23 protein-coding genes and 1 tRNA gene are annotated in these 17649 nt (G+C 69.6%); 12 read left to right on the top strand and 12 right to left on the bottom strand.

Going from position 1 to position 17649, the window contains the following annotated elements:
* Positions 1-69: 69 nt before the first annotated feature.
* Positions 70-615 (top strand): hypothetical protein, encoded by a 546-nt coding sequence (locus A2790_RS20875; protein WP_293395904.1) that lies wholly within the window; start codon positions 70-72, stop codon positions 613-615.
* A 128-nt stretch (positions 616-743) separates the two neighbouring features.
* Here the strand turns inward: A2790_RS20875 and A2790_RS20870 are convergent, their stop codons facing one another.
* The 3 genes from A2790_RS20870 to A2790_RS20860 all read right to left on the bottom strand — a co-directional run bounded on the left by A2790_RS20870 (position 744) and on the right by A2790_RS20860 (position 3479).
* Positions 744-1142 carry a Zn-ribbon domain-containing OB-fold protein gene (locus tag A2790_RS20870; protein WP_293395901.1) on the bottom strand — a complete coding sequence of 133 codons (399 nt, stop codon included), beginning with the start codon at positions 1140-1142 and terminating at the stop codon, positions 744-746.
* Positions 1143-1145: 3 nt separating this feature from the next.
* Positions 1146-2339, bottom strand: a complete 1194-nt coding sequence (locus A2790_RS20865; RefSeq protein ID WP_293395898.1) for a thiolase domain-containing protein — start codon at positions 2337-2339, stop codon at positions 1146-1148.
* A gap of 90 nt (positions 2340-2429) precedes the next feature.
* Positions 2430-3479 (bottom strand): alpha/beta hydrolase fold domain-containing protein, encoded by a 1050-nt coding sequence (locus tag A2790_RS20860; RefSeq protein WP_293395895.1) that lies wholly within the window; start codon positions 3477-3479, stop codon positions 2430-2432.
* A 34-nt stretch (positions 3480-3513) separates the two neighbouring features.
* Between A2790_RS20860 and A2790_RS20855 the strand changes: the two genes are divergently transcribed.
* The 5 genes from A2790_RS20855 (at position 3514) to A2790_RS20835 (ending at position 6448) form a co-directional block, all read left to right on the top strand.
* Positions 3514-3915 (top strand): LuxR C-terminal-related transcriptional regulator, encoded by a 402-nt coding sequence (locus A2790_RS20855; RefSeq protein WP_293395892.1) that lies wholly within the window; start codon positions 3514-3516, stop codon positions 3913-3915.
* Between the two features lie 116 nt (positions 3916-4031).
* Positions 4032-4967: a calcium-binding protein gene (locus A2790_RS20850; RefSeq protein ID WP_293395889.1), complete on the top strand. Its 936-nt coding sequence runs from the start codon at positions 4032-4034 to the stop codon at positions 4965-4967.
* 88 nt (positions 4968-5055) lie between these two features.
* Positions 5056-5478, top strand: a complete 423-nt coding sequence (locus tag A2790_RS20845) for a PaaI family thioesterase (RefSeq protein WP_293395886.1) — start codon at positions 5056-5058, stop codon at positions 5476-5478.
* Positions 5479-5577: 99 nt separating this feature from the next.
* A tRNA-Ser gene (locus tag A2790_RS20840) sits at positions 5578-5667 on the top strand.
* A gap of 76 nt (positions 5668-5743) precedes the next feature.
* Complete coding sequence (locus tag A2790_RS20835; RefSeq protein WP_293395883.1) at positions 5744-6448, top strand: glutathione S-transferase N-terminal domain-containing protein; 705 nt, start codon at positions 5744-5746, stop codon at positions 6446-6448.
* Here A2790_RS20835 and A2790_RS20830 read toward each other — a convergent pair.
* The 3 genes from A2790_RS20830 to A2790_RS20820 form a co-directional block, all read right to left on the bottom strand.
* Entirely contained in the window at positions 6445-7524 is a 1080-nt protein-coding gene (locus tag A2790_RS20830; RefSeq protein ID WP_293395880.1) for a PepSY-associated TM helix domain-containing protein, read from the bottom strand. The genes A2790_RS20835 and A2790_RS20830 overlap by 4 nt on opposite strands.
* Positions 7524-9647, bottom strand: a complete 2124-nt coding sequence (locus A2790_RS20825; protein ID WP_293395877.1) for a TonB-dependent receptor — start codon at positions 9645-9647, stop codon at positions 7524-7526. The genes A2790_RS20830 and A2790_RS20825 overlap by 1 nt, the downstream gene beginning before the upstream one ends.
* Before the next feature lie 62 nt (positions 9648-9709).
* A complete protein-coding gene (locus A2790_RS20820) occupies positions 9710-10918 on the bottom strand; it encodes an MFS transporter (protein WP_293395874.1) in 1209 nt (402 codons plus the stop codon).
* Between the two features lie 106 nt (positions 10919-11024).
* Between A2790_RS20820 and A2790_RS20815 the strand changes: the two genes are divergently transcribed.
* Entirely contained in the window at positions 11025-11315 is a 291-nt protein-coding gene (locus A2790_RS20815; protein ID WP_293395871.1) for a glycine zipper 2TM domain-containing protein, read from the top strand.
* Between the two features lie 15 nt (positions 11316-11330).
* Here A2790_RS20815 and A2790_RS20810 read toward each other — a convergent pair whose 3' ends face one another.
* On the bottom strand, positions 11331-11603 hold the full coding sequence (locus A2790_RS20810; RefSeq protein WP_293395868.1) for an usg protein: 273 nt from the start codon (positions 11601-11603) through the stop codon (positions 11331-11333).
* Positions 11604-11745: 142 nt separating this feature from the next.
* Complete coding sequence (locus tag A2790_RS20805; RefSeq protein ID WP_293395865.1) at positions 11746-12306, bottom strand: NUDIX hydrolase; 561 nt, start codon at positions 12304-12306, stop codon at positions 11746-11748.
* Positions 12307-12380: 74 nt separating this feature from the next.
* Here A2790_RS20805 and A2790_RS20800 point away from each other — a divergent pair, with 74 nt between their 5' ends.
* Complete coding sequence (locus tag A2790_RS20800; protein WP_293395862.1) at positions 12381-13724, top strand: erythromycin esterase family protein; 1344 nt, start codon at positions 12381-12383, stop codon at positions 13722-13724.
* On the opposite strand, the gene A2790_RS20795 is transcribed toward A2790_RS20800, so the two are convergent.
* The 3 genes from A2790_RS20795 to A2790_RS20785 all read right to left on the bottom strand — a co-directional run bounded on the left by A2790_RS20795 (position 13721) and on the right by A2790_RS20785 (position 15041).
* Positions 13721-14158, bottom strand: coding sequence for a DNA starvation/stationary phase protection protein (locus A2790_RS20795; protein WP_293395859.1), 438 nt, complete (start codon positions 14156-14158; stop codon positions 13721-13723). The two genes, A2790_RS20800 and A2790_RS20795, sit on opposite strands and share 4 nt — an antisense overlap.
* A 16-nt stretch (positions 14159-14174) precedes the next feature.
* A complete protein-coding gene (locus tag A2790_RS20790; RefSeq protein WP_293395856.1) occupies positions 14175-14381 on the bottom strand; it encodes a DUF2061 domain-containing protein in 207 nt (68 codons plus the stop codon).
* Positions 14382-14450: 69 nt separating this feature from the next.
* Positions 14451-15041, bottom strand: a complete 591-nt coding sequence (locus A2790_RS20785) for a methyltransferase domain-containing protein (RefSeq protein WP_293395853.1) — start codon at positions 15039-15041, stop codon at positions 14451-14453.
* Between the two features lie 151 nt (positions 15042-15192).
* Between A2790_RS20785 and A2790_RS20780 the strand changes: the two genes are divergently transcribed.
* The 3 genes from A2790_RS20780 (at position 15193) to A2790_RS20770 (ending at position 16858) form a co-directional block, all read left to right on the top strand.
* The gene (locus A2790_RS20780; protein ID WP_293395850.1) at positions 15193-15771 is read left to right on the top strand and encodes a hypothetical protein; all 579 of its coding nucleotides are present in this window, start codon (positions 15193-15195) and stop codon (positions 15769-15771) included.
* A 90-nt stretch (positions 15772-15861) separates the two neighbouring features.
* Positions 15862-16218 (top strand): hypothetical protein, encoded by a 357-nt coding sequence (locus A2790_RS20775; protein ID WP_293395847.1) that lies wholly within the window; start codon positions 15862-15864, stop codon positions 16216-16218.
* Between the two features lie 79 nt (positions 16219-16297).
* Complete coding sequence (locus A2790_RS20770; protein WP_293395844.1) at positions 16298-16858, top strand: alpha-ketoglutarate-dependent dioxygenase AlkB; 561 nt, start codon at positions 16298-16300, stop codon at positions 16856-16858.
* On the opposite strand, the gene A2790_RS20765 is transcribed toward A2790_RS20770, so the two are convergent.
* Positions 16855-17046: a hypothetical protein gene (locus tag A2790_RS20765; protein ID WP_293395842.1), complete on the bottom strand. Its 192-nt coding sequence runs from the start codon at positions 17044-17046 to the stop codon at positions 16855-16857. The genes A2790_RS20770 and A2790_RS20765 overlap by 4 nt on opposite strands.
* 170 nt (positions 17047-17216) lie before the next feature.
* Between A2790_RS20765 and A2790_RS20760 the strand changes: the two genes are divergently transcribed.
* The gene (locus tag A2790_RS20760) at positions 17217-17633 is read left to right on the top strand and encodes a rubrerythrin family protein (RefSeq protein ID WP_293395839.1); all 417 of its coding nucleotides are present in this window, start codon (positions 17217-17219) and stop codon (positions 17631-17633) included.
* The last annotated feature ends 16 nt before the right edge of the window (positions 17634-17649 follow it).

Raw genomic sequence — 17649 nt, 5'->3', positions numbered from 1 at the left:
CGACGCCTGACGGTTGACCTGATGGGCGCGTTCCGCAAAGCGGGCCCTGGGACGATCAGGATTGAAGGCATGCGCGTCACAGTCAGCGGCACCTCCGGATCGGGGAAGACGACCTTTGCCGCGACGCTGGCGACGGCCATCGGCGCGCGACATATCGACCTGGATGCGATCAACTGGCAGGCGGGGTGGTACGACCTGCACCGCAACGAGCCGGAGGAGTTCCAGCGGCGGGTGAGCGCAGCGGCGGCCGGTGAGGCCTGGGTGAGTTGCGGCAACTATTCCAAGGTGCGGCCGATCATCCTGGCGCGGGCGACGCACGCGGTTTGGCTGGACTATCCGAAGTGGGTGGTGATGGCGCGGGTGTTCCGGCGTTCGTTCGATCGGGCGTGGACGGGGCGGGAGCTGTGGCCGGGGACGGGCAACACCGAGACCTTCGTGCGCTGGCTCGACAAGGAGCATCCCATCCGCTGGGCGTGGGACACCTATGAGGGGCGCCGGAAACGCATCGACGCGGAGATGGCCGACCCGGCGCTGGCGCATCTGGCGAAGTACAGGCTGAGGCATCCGCGGGAGGCCGGGCCGCTGATCGCGAGGTTGGCGGCGGAGGGCGCGTAGTTCCTCCCCCATCGGGGGAGGTGTCGCCGAAGGCGACGGAGGGGGTCATCCCGAGCGTTTGAGCGGACCCCCTCAGTCGGCATTCGCCGACAGCTCCCCCAGAGGGGGAGCAACTGTTCGGGCAGGCTTTACGCCGGCACGAACACCGGAACCGGCGGGCCGCCCTCGGTGGGCTGGAGCTTCACCTTCACGGCCATGCCGATCTTCAGGTCCTCGGGCGCCACGTCGACGACGTTGGTTAGGACATTGGGGCCCTCGGCGAGGGTGACGTAGGCCAGGGCGTAGGGGCCGCTCGGCGACTTGCGCATGATCGAGAAGCTGTAGACCACGCCTTCGCCCGGGCTCTCCTCCCAGACCGTCTGGTCCGAGTGGCAGAAGGGGCAGATCGTGCGCGGATACCAGTGGGCTTCCTTGCAGGCCGTGCAGCGCTTGATCAGGAACTTCCCCTGTTCGGCCGCGTCGAAGAACGGCTTGCTCTCGAGGGTGACGGCGGGGGCCGGGACCGGCCGGGTCATCAGTTCGGACATCGGTTAGGCCTCCCGTTCCATGATCACCGTCGCCGATCCGTGGCGCACGCCCAGCGAGCCGCCCGTGCCGTGGGCGATGGCCAGGTCGCAGTTCGGCACCTGGACCTTGGGGTGCGCCTCGCCGCGGAGCTGGCGCACGGCCTCGATCACCTTGGTGATGCCGCCGCGGTTGGTGGGGTGGTTGTTGCAGAGGCCGCCGCCGTCGGTGTTGAACGGAAGCTTGCCGACGCCCGAGATGAGATTGCCGTCGGCGACGAACTTGCCGCCCTCGCCCTTCTTGCAGAAACCCAGGTCTTCCAGCTGCATCAGCACGGTGATGGTGAAGCTGTCGTAGATGGAGGCGTACTTGATGTCGGCCGGCGTGACGCCCGCCTCCTCGAAGGCGCGGGGGCCCGACCAGACGGCGCCGGAATAGGTGAGGTCCAGCTTGCCGCCCTGCTGCACCTTGGGGGCCTCGCCGGCGCCCAGGACGCGCACCTTGGGGCGGTTCAGGCTCTTGGCGATCTCGGGCGAGGTGACGATCAGGGCGCCGCCGCCGTCGGTGACCACGCAGCAGTCCAGGAGGTGCAGCGGGTCGGAGATCATGCGGCTGGACACCACCTCCTCGACCGTGACCACGTTCTTGAGGAAGGCGTGCTCGTTCCACTGGGCGTGGTGGCTGGCGGCCACCTTGATCCAGGCGAGCTGCTCGGAGGTGGTGCCGTACTCGTACATGTGGCGCATGGCGCACATGCCGTAGGTGTTGTGGGTCGAGCCGCCGTAGATGCTCTCGAAGCCGGCCTCTGGCGCGCCGTCGCTGAGACCCGGCCCGCGGGGGCCGCCGGCCATGCTGGCGCCCGGACGGTTGCCGCCGTTGCGGGGCCGGCCGGCGAGGGTGATCAGGGCCACCTGGCACTTGCCGGCGGCGATCGCCTGGGCGGCATGGGCCACGTGCAGGATGTAGGACGAGCCGCCGGTCTCGGTGGTGTCCATGTGGCGGACGTTCTTCAGGCCCATGTAGTCGATCATGGACATGGCGCCGAACCCGGGCGCATCGCCCGCGCAGAAATAGCCGTCCACGTCGTCGAACCCGAGGCCCGCGTCCTCCAGGGCGCCGCGCGCGCTCTCGGCGTGGAGCTGGGCCGTGGTCTTGTCGGGCGCGTCGCGCGTCGGGTGCTCGTAGGCCCCCATCAGGTAGGCCTTGCCTTTGATGCTCATGCAATCTCCCGAAAGACGCCGAGGAAACGGGCGCTGAAGAACGGGTACGGGCTTAGCCGTCCCGCGGCGCCGCAGCAATCATACGTAGGGTCAGCCCCGGACCGGCGTTCCGGCATCCAGCCGGCGACGGATGAAGTCGGCGGCGAGCTCGATGGACTGGCGGGCCTTGGGCGTGCCCATGCGCTCCCAGACGTGCGTCTCGTCGGCCCACAGGCGCACGGTCAGGTCGCCGCCCACGGCGCGGATCGCCTCGGCCAGCCGCACGGCGTCGTCGTAGAGGATGTCGCCCCGGCTGGCGTGGATCAGGGTCGGCGGGAAGCCGTCGAATGCGCCGAACAGGGGCGAGGCGACGGGATCGGTCGCCGACATGCCGTCGAGGTAGAACCGCGCCACGAGGGCCAGGCTCTCCATGGTGTAGGGCGTGGTGCCGAGCAAGGAGGCGGCGGTCACCGACCAGCTCTGTAGCGACAGGTCGGCCCAGGGGGACAAAAGGACGACGCCGGAGGGCAGAGGCAGGCCCAGCGCCCGGGCCCGCTGCAGGGCGGCGAGGAGGATCGCCGCGCCCGCGGACTCGGCCAGGGCCACCACGGGCTCCTCGGGCCAGGTCTCCTGGAACCACCGCCAGGCCGCCACGATGTCGTCCACCGCCGCGGGGCAGGGATGCTCGGGGGCGAGGCGGTAGCTGGGGGCGAAGACGCGCGCCTGGGCCGCCGCCGCGAACCGCGCCACCAGGTGGGTGATGCGGGGCGAGCGCTCGGCGATGAACGAGCCGCCGTGGACGTAGAAGACGAACCCCCGGGGCTCCGCTGCGCGCGGCGCGAACCACTCGGAAGGGGACGGCGGGGCCGAGAGACCCGCGCCGGGACCGGCCTGGCGCACCGCCTCGGCGTCGACCCGGGCCAGGACCGGGGCGTCGAAACGCATGTGGATGCGGCGCTGCCCGGCGACGTAGCGGGCCAGCGCCTCGGGCCCGGCGGCTTCGGCGCGGAGGGCGGACCGCATGGTCGAGGTGACGATCCGCTGCATCGTGCGGTTGGCCAACCGCCGCACGAGCGCGGCCCACGGCGGCGCCGGCAGGTCCATCTGGACGACCTCGGGGAGGCTCGCCCTGGCCCCGACCACGCTTCCCGCTAAACTCATCCGACGCACCGACTCGCACTCGACTGGGCGAAGCATGAGCGACGAAAAGCCCTTAGACCACCGCCTGTTGCAGCAAGCCGAGGCTTACAGCCGGCTCTATCCCAGCATATTGCCGCGGCTGAAGGCGGCGATGCAGGCCGGAAACCCTGCGGTGCAGGCTCTCGTCCTGTCGATGCAGACGGCGTTGTCCCAGGCTGATGACCAGCGCGAGCGGCAGCTTCGGGACGGCTGGGGCCTCAGCGCCAAGGAGGCGCGCGTGACGCTGCGGCTCATCGAGGGCTCCACGGTCGCCGATTGCGCCGCCGACATGGGGATCGCCGAAAGCACCGTGCGCACGCACGTGAAATCGGTCTTCGCCAAGACGGGCCGCACGCGCCAGTCGCAGTTGGGCTCCCTGCTTCAGCTCCGGCCGGGTGTGCCGCCGTCCGAAGCGTAAACACCGGTTAACTATAGGAAAAAAATAGCCGATCGCCTCCCCCAGGTTGGGGAGGTTGTGGGCCGGAGCGCCACCTAGCCTTACGCGAACCCATTTGCTTCGCGAGATGACACCCCATGGCTCTCCTCATCGCCGGCGCCGCCGGCATCAGCGTCGACACCCTCAAGATCGATGACCTCCTGGAAGGCGTGCCCACCGTTACCGGAGGGACGGCCTTCACGCTCCAGGACGGCGACTGGCTGGAGGAGTTCCAGGGCCAGTTCACCTACGCGGGCGGCGAGCTTTCGGGCGGCACGGTCACGGGCTGGAAGGAGAGCTTCAAGGGCCAGGTGGTGTTCGAAGTCTCCGGCTTCTCCGTGCCGGTGAGCACCTTCGTGGGCTGGGTCGAGACCAACGACAACGAGGCGGCGCGCAGCACGATCCTGGGCGGGGCGGACACCATCACCGGCTCGGCCGCGGCGGACGTCATGCGCGGCTATGCGGGCGACGACATCATCCGCGGCGGCGAGGGGACGAACTACCTGCGCGGCGACGAGGGCAACGACAGCATCGTCGGCGGGACGGGCTTCGACGACATCAACGGCAACATGGGCAACGACACCTGCGTCAGCGGCGGGGGCGACGACTGGGTGGTCGGCGGCCGCGACAACGACAGCCTGGCCGGCGGCGCGGGCCAGAACCTGGTCTACGGCAATCTCGGCGCCGACACCTGCGAAGGCGGCGACGGAAACGATGTCGTCCGCGGCGGTCAGGACAACGACCTGATCAACGGCGGCGGCGGTGCGGACTACGTCTCCGGCGACAAGGGCTCGGACACGGTCACGGGCGGCGCCGGGGCCGACATCTTCCATACGTTCGGGGATGCGGGCGTCGACCGCGTGACCGACTTCAGCCTCGCCGAGGGCGATCGGGTGCAGGTGGATCCGGGCACGCAGTACACCGTCAGCCAAGTGGGCGCGGACACCGTCATCAGCATGACCGGCGGCGGCCAGATGACCCTGGTGGGCGTGCAGATGAGCAGCCTCACGGCGGGCTGGATCTTCGGCGCCTGACGACCGGCGCGGCGCGGTTCAGTCTTCGGACTTGGCTGTCGCCGCGTCAGCTTCCCACTTGAAGCCTGACCTTGAGAGGAGAGGCTTCATGCTGGAAGGCAACCAGGCCGCGCTGTTCGCCGAGCGCCAGAAGGGCACCCTGCCCGGCGAACTGGGCATCGAATGGGACGAGGTGGCCAACGGCCGGGCCCGCGGCCGCTTCGTCGTCCAGCGCAAGCACATGGCGCCCAACGGCTTCATGCACGCCGCCTCGGTGGTCGCGCTGGTGGACAGCGCCTGCGGCTACGGCTGCGTCGCGTCGCTGCCGGAGGGCGCCAGTGGCTTCACCACCATCGAGATCAAGACCAACTACCTGGGCACCGCCAAGGAGGGCGAGACCGTCGCCTGCGAGGCGCGCCTGCTGCACGGCGGCCGCATGACCCAGGTGTGGGACGCCGAGGCCGTGAACCAGACCACGGGCAAGACCATCGCCGTGTTCCGCTGCACCCAGATGGTGCTCTACCCACGGTGAGGACGCGGCGTCAGATCGCAGTTGCGTGACTGCGGCGGGATGAGTAGAACGCGCGCTCGCTCAACGGGAGCCTTTTCGAAGGCCCCCGTCGCTGGCTCTGGAGAGGTGGCAGAGTGGTTGAATGTACCGCACTCGAAATGCGGCGTGCCTTCACGGGCATCGTGGGTTCGAATCCCACCCTCTCCGCCAGCAGCCTTCCCCCGCCATTGCCACGCCGGCTTTGATCGCCATCTGGTGAGCTTCGCGTCCGGAGCTCGCTCGCCCAATGCCCGACCTTTCCGCCTTCCCGATCACCCGGCGCTGGCCGGCGCGGCATCCCGAGCGGTTGCAGCTCTATTCGCTGACGACGCCCAACGGGGTGAAGGTGTCGATCATGCTGGAGGAGATCGGGCTGCCCTATGAGGCGCACCTGGTCGATTTCGGGACGGACGATCAGAAGACGCCCGAGTTCCTGTCCCTGAACCCCAACGGCAAGATCCCCGCGATCCTGGATCCCGACGGTCCGGGCGGGAAACCCCTGGCGCTGTTCGAGTCGGGCGCGATCCTGCAGTACCTGGCCGAGAAGACCGGCAAGCTGATCCCCGCCGACCCGGCCGCGCGGTACGAGACGCTGCAGTGGGTCTACTGGCAGATGGGCGGTCCGGGGCCGATGTTCGGCCAGGTCGGCTTCTTCCATAAGTTCGCGGGGCGGGAGTACGAGGACAAGCGGCCGCTGCAGCGCTACGTGGCCGAGAGCCGGCGGCTGCTGGAGGTGCTGGACGGCCGCCTGGAGGGCCGCGACTGGATCATGGGCGCGGACTACACCATCGCCGACGTCGCGCTGCTGGGCTGGGTGCGCAACCTGATCGGCTTCTATGAGGCGAGGCCGCTGGTGGCGTTCGACACGCTGAGGAACGTGCCGGCCTGGCTGGAGCGCGGTCTGGCGCGGCCGGCCGTGCAGCGCGGGCTCGAGATCCCGGCGCGGGGCTAGGTCGCCGGGACCGGGTCGCGGCGGCGGCGCTTCGGCTTGCGGCGGAACCAGAAGGTCCAGACGGTCAGGCTGCCCAGCAGCGTCAGGGTCAGGCCCGAGAGCGTGACCACGAGGCGGTAGGGCAGGCCGCCCACCTTGCCCGCGTGCAGCGGGTAGAGGGCGTTGTAGGCCTGGACCTGGGGCGCCAGGGCCAGCGCATCGCGGGCCAGCACCAGCTCGCCCGTGTCCGCGGCGAAGTAGAGGGTGGTGCGGCCGTTGGGCAGCCATTCCTGTTGCTGGCGCAGGCGCAGGCTGATGAGGCCCGTCTCGCCGCGCGGCAGCGACAGGATGCGCACCTCGGCGGTGGGATACAGCCGGCGCGCGGTCTCGATCATCCCCGTCCAATCGGGGTCGTCGGCGAGCTTGGCCTTGCGCGGCGGCGGGGCCTTGAGCGCCTCGGTCACCGCGGCGGCGGCGCCGGGCCCAAGGATGGCGTCGGCCACCGGGCGGAAGACCATGATGGTCCCGGTCATCAGCGACAGGGCCAGCAGCGGCGCCATGATGATCCCGATGTCGCGGTGGTGGCGCAGGATCTGGAAGCGCTCGAACTTGCGCGGCCACAGGCGCAGTTCGAAGGCCCGCCGCATCCGCCACCACAGGATCGCCCCGGTGATCACGAAGCCCAGGCCGCAGAGCCCGGCGACGCCGGCCACGATCTCGCCCGTGTCGCCGTTGAAGAGATGGTGGTGGAGGTCGAACAGCCAGATCTCGGGCCGTTCCCACTTGCTGTCCCAGCGGGCCACGACATCGCCCGCCTGGGTGGCGTAGGCGCCGGAGCCGGCCTCGGGATAGCTGAGCTGGTTGAGGCCGAAGTCGCGGGTGGCGAAGACGAGACTGCGCGGCCGGTCCGGCGCCGCCATGATCCGCTCGGCCGCGGCCGCCAGCGAGGCGGTGTCCTGCGCCTGGGCCTCGCTCACCTGGGGCAGCATCACCAGCAGAGGCTTGTGCGCCAGCAGCGCCCCCGACAGCCCCAGCACCGCCAGCAGCAGCCCGATCAGGCCGCCCGTCCACCGGTGCAGGAGGTCGATCAGCCCCATCAGAAGCGGTAGTCCCAGCCGAGGGTGAACGTCCGCCCGCGGCCCGAGAAGAACCGGGCGTTGTTGGTCGGCTGCTGCGTGTCGGTGTTGTAGTCGATGTAGTACTCGTCCAGCAGGTTCTGCACCGAGAGCGACAGGCCGCCCCACTGCTCGAACTGGTAGCGGACCGAGCCGTCGACCAGGGTGTAGCCCTCGAAGCTGTTGCGCGGGTCGGCGCCGTCGAAGCTGCGCGACAGGTACTTGCCGAGCTGCAGCCGGGTGGACCAGGGGCCACGGTTGAAGTTCATGGCCGCCACGATCCGGTCGGGCGAGATGTTGGCGCCGTCCAGGTCGATGTCGACGCGCCCGTCGCCGTTGGAGTCGGCGCGGCCCTTGAGATCGGCATAGCCCGCCTGGAAGGTCAGGCCGTCCACGGGCGTGCGGACGGTGGCGTTGAGCTCCAGCCCCTCGATCTCGACCCGCTGGCGCTGCACCTCGAACACGGTTCCGACCAGGACCAGCAACTGGCCCTTGGTGCTGGTGGACCAGAAGTAGGTGGCGCTGGCGTCGAACCAGCCGCGCTTCAGCTCCAGCCCGACCTCGCGGTTGTTGGAGACCACCGGGCTGATGTCGAGGTAGTCGTCGATGTCCACGCCGTTCACGTTGATCGCGCGCGTGATGCGCCCGACGTCGGGGACGGTGTAGCCCTGGGCGTAGCTCACATAGCCGCGGATACCGGGCACGGGCTCGACGATGACGCCACCGTTGAACAGGGTGTCGTGGAACTCGGGCGAGCCGCCGGAGACGAACCGCGAGCCGTAGGAGGCCAGGGTGGTGAAGTCGTCCACCTTGATCTGGACATTCTCGTTGCGCAGGCCGCCGGCGATGCGCAGCTTCTTGTCGAACAGCGCCAGGTTGGCCTGAACGAACGGCGCGACGCTGCGGTAGTCGGTGGGGGGCACCCAGACGCGGCCGGTGCGGACCAGGGCCTGTTCGGTGCGGTCCTTCAAGAGGTCGAGGCCGACGGTGGCGGTCAGGTTCTCGAAGCCCGGAACGGCGCGTTCGTAGCTGAACTTGGCGCCCAGCTTGCGCGAGCGGTTCTCGGACTGGTCCAGCAGCGTGCCGACCGGCGCGATGCTCGGGTCCTGGAAGGTCGCGGAGCTGTCGCCGCCGAACAGGTCCCGGGTGCGGTTCCAGAACGCCTGGGTGACCAGGTTGCCGCCCCAGAGCGCGGTGTCGGTGTACGAGATCGCCGCACTCTCCGTGCGGCCGCGGGCCGGTGTGCCGCGCTGCTCGCCCCGGATGGCCATGGACGGCACGCCGGTGGTCCGGTTGCCGGGGGAGTTCACATAGTCGCCGTCGCCCTCGAGCTGGAACCGCGACAGGATCAGGTCGACCCGGGCGGTCTCGCTGACGGCGTAGCCGAAGCGGCCGAACAGCGACCAGCTCTGGCTGTCCTGGGTCTCGCCCTGGGCGACGTCGAACCCGACCCGCCGCCCATGGCCGTCGTAGTAGGCGCCGCGGGTCTCGTAGGCGGCGCCCAGGGTGGCGTCGAAGGCGCCAGCCTTCCAGGCGCCCAGGCCGGCGGCCTTGTAGCCCGCGCCGTCGCCGTGGAAGCCGTTGTCGGCGGTGGTCTGCAGGAGGGTGCGGCCACTGAAGCCGTCGACCGTCGGGGCGCCAACGGTGACTTGGTTGACGATGCCGCCAGTGCCGCCGATCCCTTGCAGGGCGTTGGAGCCGAAGATCACCTCGACCCGGTCGACGAAGAAAGGGTCAATGGTGAAGCCGTCGCGGGAGCCGTCGCGCAGCGGCGTCGACTGGGGGATGCCGTTGATGGCGTACAGCGGCGAGCGGCCGCGGAGGGTCTCGCCCGCGCCCGAGAGCTTCTGGCGGGTGGGCGAGAACGACGGGGTGAGGGCGGCCACCGCGTCCACCACCGAGCCGCCGATGGCCACCTGCTGGTCCAGGGCGTTGCGGTCGATCACGTCCACGGTCAGCGGCAGGGCGTTGGCCGGCAGGATGGTGCGGGCCGCGGTGACGACCACTTCGCTGACCTCCCGGCCGGGGGCCGCATCCTCGGCGGTCGCTGGCGAGGCGGCCATGGCCGCGCCAAGGAGGATGGAGATCGAAGTCGCAGTCCGCATGAGGCCCCTCACCGATGAAGGAGGCCCTATAGATCAGCTATCCATGCGAGTCATTCGCATTCTCACGCTTGTTCCGGTTTCGCCACCCGGCCCATGGCGACGATGATCACCGCGGCCGCCACGGCGACCGGCGCCATGGACAGAAACACCTCGCCCGGCGTGGCTCCGGCGTTGCGCAGTTCCCCGGCGATGAGCGGCCCGCCGATCGACCCCAGCCGGCCGACGGCGATGGCGGCTCCGGCTCCGGCCGCCCGCAGGTGGGCGGGGTAGAGCATGGGCGCGACGGCATAGAGCGAGAACTGCGCGCCCATGACGAGGAAGCCGGCGGCGCCGGAGATCGCCAGGATCGCCAGGGGCGCGTCCGACGCCGCCAGTCCCGCCATGGCGGCGGCCAGGGCGAGGTAGACGATCGCCAGCGGCCACCGCCATCCGACCTTGTCGCAGATCGCGCCGACGCCGATGGAGCCCAGGGCCCCGGCGACGTTGAAGGCCATGGCCGCGGCGAAGCCCTCGGACGGCGGATGGCCCTTGTCCACCACCAGGGTCGGCAGCCAGTTGAGCGCCAGGTAGAGCACCACCAAGGTCATCATGAACGCCGCCCAAAGCAGGACGGTGGGCGCGGCGCGCTTCTCGGCGAAGAGGGCCCGGCCGAGGTTGCGGTCCGCCGCCGGATCGTGCGGCGGCCGGGTCTCGGGCAGCAGCAGGACGATGACGGGCAGCAGGAGGAGAGGCACGATCCCGCCGGCGATGAAGATCGTCCGCCACTCCAGGCCGTCGCCGGCCAGGCGCGCGATCAGCGCCGAGGTCGCGCCGCCCGCGGGCATGCCGCAGAACATCGCCGAGACCGTGGCGGCGCGCCGCTCGGGCCGGCTGATCTCCACCGCGACGGCGATCAGGTTCGGCATGGCGCCGCCGAAGCCCAGGCCGGTGGCGAGACGCGCCCAGAGCAGCGCCTCGTAGCTGTGGGCGGCCGCGGTCAGCAGCGAGAACAGTCCGAAGGCCGCCACCGAGCCCAGCAGCACCGGCTTGCGCCCGTAGCGGTCCGCCAGCCAGCCGCCGCCGAAGGCGCCGATGACGAGGCCGATCATGGCCGCGCTTCCCGCCCATCCCTGTTGCGCAGGGTTGAGACCCAGTTCCGGGATCATGCGCGGGGCCGCCACGCCGAACGCCTGGATGTCATAGCCCTCGACAGCGGCGATCAGGAAACAGACGAAGACCACCAGCCCCGCGCCGGCGCCGCCCAGCGTCTTTCCCTGCACGAGGTCCCCCATCGAATCCGCCCTAGACGCCGGCACCATGCCACACGCGCGCCTGAAACCCAGCGCCACCTTGGAGGGTTAGGGGAGCCTGCGTGTCGAACCCACAAGGAGAGAACCCATGCGCAATCGGCTGATCGCCGCGATCGTGTTCGCCACTGCGGGGACCGCGCTCGTCGCACCCGCGCCCGCCGAGGCCAAGCGGGTGCTCGTCTGCAAGGACGTGAAGAAGAAGGCCAACAAGGGCACGGTCATCGGGGCCGTCACCGGCGGCGTGCTGGGCAACGTGGTCGCCGGCAATGGCGCGAAGACGGAAGGCACCCTGATCGGGGCCGGGGTCGGCGCCGTCGCGGGCCACCAGATCGCCAAGAGCAACGCCAAGAAGAAGCGCTGCCACTACGAATACCGGTAGGCCCGCCGGGCCGGCCTACTGCAGCCGGAACTCGGCGCCGATGGCCTTCAATTCGGCCGGCTTGATCAGCTTGCAGTGCCCGACGGTCACCTTGAACAGGGGGCCGTCGAGCTTTTGCGTCCAGAAGTCCAGGAACTTCCGAAGCGTCGGAAACTCCGGGAAGATGTCGTAGTCCTGCCAGACGTAGCTCTGCAGCAGGCTGGGGTGATCCGGCATCCGGTAGAGGATCTCCGCCGTGGTCAGGCTGTAGCCTTCCATCTGCTTGCGGAACTCAGGCGACGGTTTCATTCGTGACCTCACGCTCTTGCGGCGCGCGGCCCTGCGACGTCTCGGCCGCGCTGTGTGACAGGAGAACTGATTCTGGATGAAAGTTCTATGAATCCAGAATGTTAGCACTCCCGCGAGCGGGCTGCTGCCAAACGCGGCGGCGTCAGTCGAAGAGGTGCGGGTGTCGGACGCGCAGGGCCAGGATCAGCGCCAGGGATTTCAGGTCCTCGATCCGGCGCTGTTCGACCCAGCTCCACAGCAACGACAGCGGGACCTCCTGTACGTCGAGCTGATCGGGTTCGCCCTCGATGGCCGGGCCGCGGTCGGCGGCGGAGTAGGCGGCCAGGAACAGGTCCACCCGCTCGCTCGACACGCCGGGACTGGCGAAGGGGGAGCCGACCGCGTCCAGGCGGCGCAGCAGGATGCCGCACGCCTCCATGGCCTGGCGGATGGCGGTGTCCTCGGGATCTTCGTTCTCGACCTGGCCCGCCGGGGCCTCGAGCAATTCGGGCGGCCCGCCGGCCCAGATCACCGGCGCCCGGGGCCGGTTGATCAGCAGCGCCATCCTGCGGTCGGGGTCGTAGGGCAGCACGCAGGCGGCGCGGCCGTGATGCTCGATCTCGCGGGCGAAGGGTTCGCCGTCCGGTCCCGCCAGAGTCGCCAGCAGCAGCGTGACATGGCCCTGGTAGAGGGTCTCGACCCTGCGCAGTTCGACGGTCGCCATTTCGCCATCCTCCCGACCGGCTTCCGCCGGGAACCCGCGCGATGGTCCCCGGGTTGCGTATCCGGGGAGTCGCCATGCCCGACATTCATTCGCACGTCGAGCCGCCGCGGGCCTATCCGCGCGGCCCTTCCGGCCAGATCGCCGCCGCTGCCGAGCCGCTGCCCGCCTTCGACGATCCTGCCTTCGGCCGGATGTTCGACCGGTTCGGCGATGCGCGCGTCGTGCTGCTGGGCGAGGCCACCCACGGCACCTCGGAATTCTATCGGGCGCGCGCGGCCATCACGCGCTGGCTGGTGGAGAAGCGCGGTTTCAATATCGTGGCCCTGGAGGCGGACTGGCCGGACGCGCGCGTGCTGGACGCCCGGGTCCGCGGTCGCGCGCCGGCCGCCGGTGAGGCCTTCGCCCGCTTCCCGACGTGGATGTGGAAGAACCGCGAGTTCGACGCCTTCCTGGGCTGGCTCGCCCAACACAATCGCACCTGCTCCCGTGGGGACCAGGCGGGGATCTATGGCCTCGATCTCTACAACCTCGCCGGTTCGATGCGGGCGGTGGTCGACTACCTGGATCGGACCGACCCCGAGGCGGCGACCGTCGCGCGCGAGCGCTACGGCTGCCTCAATCCCTGGGTCCAGGAGCCCCAGACCTATGGGCGGATGGCGGTCTCCGGCCGCTATGCCAGCTGCGAGGGCGCGGTGACCTCCATGCTGGCCGACATGCTGGCCCGCCAGCTTCGGGAGCGGCCGCATGGAGACGGGGAGGACGGTCTCCTGGACGCGGTCCAGAGCGCCCGGCTCGTCCGCGACGCCGAAGCCTACTACCGCGCCATGTACTACGGCGGCGCCGAGGCCTGGAACCTGCGCGACCGGCACATGTTCGAGACGCTCAAGGCGCTGATGGACGCCAGGGGCGGGCATGCCCGCGCCGTGGTCTGGGCGCACAACGCCCACGCCGGCGACGCGCGGGCCACCGAGATGGGCATGGTCCGCGACGAGATAAATCTGGGCCAGCTCTGCCGCGAACAGTGGGCCGACGAGGCGCGCCTGATCGGCTTCGGCACCCATGCGGGAAAGGTCGCCTGCGCCTCGGACTGGGACGCGCCGATGGAGGTGAAGACCATCCGCCCCTCGCTGGCGGAGAGCCAGGAGCGACAGTCGCACAACGCCGGCCTCGACCGGTCCCTGCTCGACCTGCGACCGGGTCCCAACGGCGTCCGCCGCGTGCTGTCCGACCCCCGCCTGGAGCGGTTCATCGGCGTGATCTACCGGCCGGAGACCGAGCGGTGGAGCCACTACGCCGAATGCCGCCTGGCCGAGCAGTTCGATGCCTGGGTCTGGTTCGACGAGACCTCCCCGGTGACGCCGCTCGCCCGCGCTGCGGCGGCTCCGGGCGAGGACGACACTTGGCCGTTCGGCCTTTAGCCGATCGAGACGCGCAGCATCCAGGCGTGCTTCTCGTGGGCTTCAACGCGGGCGTCGATGAGCGAGGCGGTGACGTCGTCGGCGCCTTCGCGGGCGGCCTTGGCGGTCGCCACCAGGGTCGCGTGGTCGGCCACCAGCTCCTTCAGCATGGCCTCGGCGTCGCGCTTGGGATCGCCGTCCTTGATGTCGGACAGGTCGGCGAAGGCGGCGTAGCCCTGGGGCGCATATTCGCCCAACGCCCGGATGCGCTCGGCGATCAGGTCGATCGACGCCCACATCTCGGTGTACTGGGTCATGAACAGGTTGTGCAGCGAGCCGAAGTTCGGGCCGCGGACGTTCCAGTGATAGCCGTGCGTCTTCAGGTAGACGGCGTAGGTGTCGGCCAGCAGCTTGGCGAGGCCGGCGGCGACCTTCTTCTGGGATTTGTCGGCCATGGGTTGTCCCTCTCGATCAATGATGGGCGTGGACGCGGACCGGGATCGGCTCGCGCGCGGCCCAGGCGCGCTCGTGCAGGGCGAACGCGATGGTCTGGAATACCGGTTCGATCAACCCGACGGCCAGCGCGGCGCGCCAGTTCTGGGTCAGAGCATAGGCCACGGCGATCGCGACGGTCATGTGAACCAGCGACCAGCTGAAGGTTTTGGCGGCGAGGCGCATTGGAGCCTCCTTGTTGCGAACTGTTCTCAATATAACTGATCTCGATGGATATACAATTGTCCAAAGAGATTATTTGTTCACCGGTCCGACGCCCGGCCCATCCGAAGGTGTGAACGGCGCGGCCTGCTCCGAGGGAGGTGCGGGGACGCGCCAAAGGTAGATGCGGTCTCCGCCGCCCACCTCGACGACCTTCTCCGGCGCCCAGTCTCCCATGTCGAAGGCATGGCTCACGATGCGGGTTCCGGGGCGCAGCTCGGCCAGCAGCCGCGGGCGCAGGCGCAGGTTCAGCTCCGGCAGCAGGTAGAGGGTGACGACGCTGGCCTCGCGGATGTCGGCGCGGAACAGGTCCTGTCGCCGGAAGCTCACCAGCCGGGCGACGCCCGCGGCCCGCGCATTCGCCCGGGCCTGCCCATGCCACTCGGGATCGATCTCGATCCCGACCGCCCGGATCCCGAACCGCCTGGCCGCCGCGATGGGGATGCGCCCGTCGCCGGATCCCAGGTCGTAGAGGATGTCGCCCGGGCCGACCTCGCCGAGGGCCAGCATGGCGTCCACGGTCGCGTGCGGCGTGGGCACGTACATGACGTCCGCACGCCCTTGCGCGACTAACGGCGTGGGGATCGCCGCCAGGATCAGAAGGGCCAGGATGACGGCTCTCACGGCCGATGATCCTGCCTCCGTCGTCCAGGATCGGGTCTTCACGGATGCGTGAACGGCCCTGCGGCGCCGCTGAACCAATTCGGACCCGCGGAGTTTCGCCTCCCCATCGGGGGGACCAACGAGCAGGTGACCAAGCTCGAGGAGTCCGACGATGAACAAGACCAAACTGCTTATGGCCGCCGCCGCCGCCCTGACGCTGGGCGCGACGACGGCGTCCGCGCAAGGCTGGATGCCGATGATCGAGCGCCAGGCCGTTCTCGACGACCGGATCGACGCCGGCCTCGCCACGGGCGAGATCACCGGAGCCGAAGCCCGGCTGATGCGTGACGACATGGCCTCGCTGGTGGCCCTGGAGGTCCGCTACCGCTACGGCGGCCTCAGCGCCCGGGAGAAGCTGGACCTCGACCGCCGTTTCGGCCTGATCGACGACCAGATGCGCCTCGCGGTCCGTACCGGCGGCGCGGAGAGCTATGTGGCCATGGAAGACCGCAAGCTCGACCTCGACGCCCGGATCGAACAGGGCGTGCGCAGCGGCCAACTGACCATGGCCGAGGCGGAAGCGCTGCGCGAGGACTTCAACGACATCGCCCGGGTGGAGGCCAGCTACCGCGTCGACGGCCTGTCGGCCGAGGAACGTGCGGACCTCAATCGCCGCTTCGACGACCTGAGCGCCGAGATCCGCATGGCCCGGACGGACGGCGACCGCGTCTACGGCTGGAACCGTTACTGAGGCGCCACAGCCGCTGAACCAATCGGGAGGTCTGCCGTTTTGACCCCCCATGACGAGGGACGACAACCCACGTTACGAGGAGAGATCGTTATGAAGACCATCATTCTGGGCCTCGCCGCCGCCACCGCCCTGACCGCCGGCGCCGCGAGCGCCCAACCCTACGGCTACGGCCGCGACTGGATGCCGATCGAGCGGCGCATGGAGCGGATCGACTTCCGCATCGACCAGGGCATCCGCTCCGGCCAGCTGACCCCGCGCGAGGCCTACCGCCTGCGCGACCGGTTCAACCGCCTGGTGCGCCTGGAGGCGCGCTATAGCCGCAACGGCCTGTCGAACTGGGAGCGCGCCGACCTCAACCGCCGCTTCGACGCCCTGTCGGTCAACGTGCGCGAGGCGCGCCGCGATGAGGATCGCCGCTACGGCTACAACGACTATCCCCGCTACTAGTGGCGGAATGCGGACCTGAACGGCCGGCGGCGGGAAGGGCGACCTTCCCGCCGCCTTCGTTTGCGTCCATCTCGACGCCGTGACGTCCCTCTTCGACCTTCCGCCCGCCGCGCCGCCAGGCTTCCGCTATCGGGCCGGCCTGATCTCGCCGGTCGAGGAGGCCGACCTTGCGGCCCGGCTGGAGACCCTGCCGTTCGAGCCGTTTCAGTTCCGCGGCTACGAAGGCCGCCGGCGGGTGATCTCGTTCGGGCTGAAGTACGACTTCAATGGGCCGGGCCTGGTGGACGCCCAGCCCCTGCCGGACTGGCTATTGCCCCTTCGCGACCGCGCTGCGGCCTTCGCCGGCGTGGCGCCCGGCGACTTCGCCCACGTGCTGATCAACGAGTATCGCGAGGGCGCGCCCATCGGCTGGCATCGGGACCGGCCGGTGTTCGAGAAGATCGTGGGGGTCTCTCTGCTGGCGCCCACCATCATGCGGTTCCGACGGCGCACAGGCGAACGGTTCGAGCGGATCAATGTCCCGCTCGAACCGCGCTCGATCTATCTGTTGGATGGGCCGGCGCGCACGGACTGGGAACATTCGCTCCCCGAGGCCGGGGCGCACCGCTACTCCATCACGTTCCGCAATCTGCGGGCTTAGCGAATCTTGCCTTCGGCGGTGTCCTTGCGGGCCTCTTCCAGCGCCTCGCCTTCCGGGCCGTCCAGGGCCTGTTCGGCTTCGCGGGCCTTCTGCTCCACGGGGCCCTTCTCGGCGAACTCGTGCTGCATGTCCTGGTACTTCTTGCCCGAGATGTAGTCGCCTTCGCCCTGGATCTTGTTGTCAGCCATGACCGTCTCCTTGCGTTGGAGGGGGAACCCGCGAGGAACCGGTCAAGCTCCATAGAACCCGTCGATGCTCAGCATAGAGCATATCATGTTGATCGATGGGGGCGCGGGTCCATAGTCGCTGCCGCATGGCGGTAGAGCCGGGGGGTTCGCCGCCGCCTAGGGAGAACAGCATGTCGCTTGCGAGCAGCAAGACTATCGAGAACCTGAAAGCCGCCTTCGCCGGCGAGAGCCAGGCGAACCGCCGCTACCTCTACTTCGCCCAGAAGGCCGACGTGGAAGGCTACAACGACGTGGCCGCGGTGTTCCGCTCCACGGCCGAGGGCGAGACCGGCCACGCGCACGGGCACCTCGAATTCATGGAATCGGTCGGAGATCCGGCCACCGGCCTGCCGATCGGCGGCACCTCCGACAACCTCAAGGCCGCCATCGCCGGCGAGACGCACGAGTACACCGACATGTACCCGGGCATGGCGCGCACGGCCCGCGAGGAAGGCTACGACGAGATCGCCGACTGGTTCGAGACCCTGGCCAAGGCCGAGAAGTCCCACGCCGGCCGCTTCCAGCGCGCCCTCGACACCCTCGACTAGGCGAGCACATGGCGCT

The sequence above is a fragment of the Phenylobacterium sp. RIFCSPHIGHO2_01_FULL_69_31 genome, assembly GCF_001824475.1.
In the GTDB taxonomy this organism is placed as follows: Bacteria; Pseudomonadota; Alphaproteobacteria; order Caulobacterales; family Caulobacteraceae; genus Phenylobacterium.
Note: the sequence above shows the minus strand (reverse complement) of the source record. Positions and strands in the feature narration are given on the sequence as shown.